This is a genomic window from uncultured Algibacter sp., from assembly GCF_947495675.1.
Taxonomy (GTDB): domain Bacteria; phylum Bacteroidota; class Bacteroidia; order Flavobacteriales; family Flavobacteriaceae; genus Algibacter_B.
Map to the genome: position 1 here is coordinate 1 of NZ_CANLZX010000130.1, position 203 is coordinate 203.

Sequence of the window (203 nt, forward strand, 5' to 3'; positions counted from 1 at the left end):
CACCACCGCATCCTCCAGCGCCATCACCGCGCCTTGCGCCATGGAGGGCAACATCGGATGCGCCGCGTCGCCCAGCATGGTGACAGGCCCGTCGCACCATTTGGCCAACGGCGGCCGCCCGTATAAGGCCCAGCGAAACAGCCCGCTGGAGGCCTCCAGCACCGCGCGCAGGCAAGGCTGCCATTCGCCGAAATCCACCAAAG

1 protein-coding gene is annotated in these 203 nt (G+C 68.0%); it reads right to left on the reverse strand.

Annotated elements, in window-relative coordinates:
* A partial coding sequence (locus Q0842_RS16370) for an FAD-dependent monooxygenase (protein WP_298500602.1) occupies window positions 1-203 on the reverse strand: 203 nt, incomplete at both ends.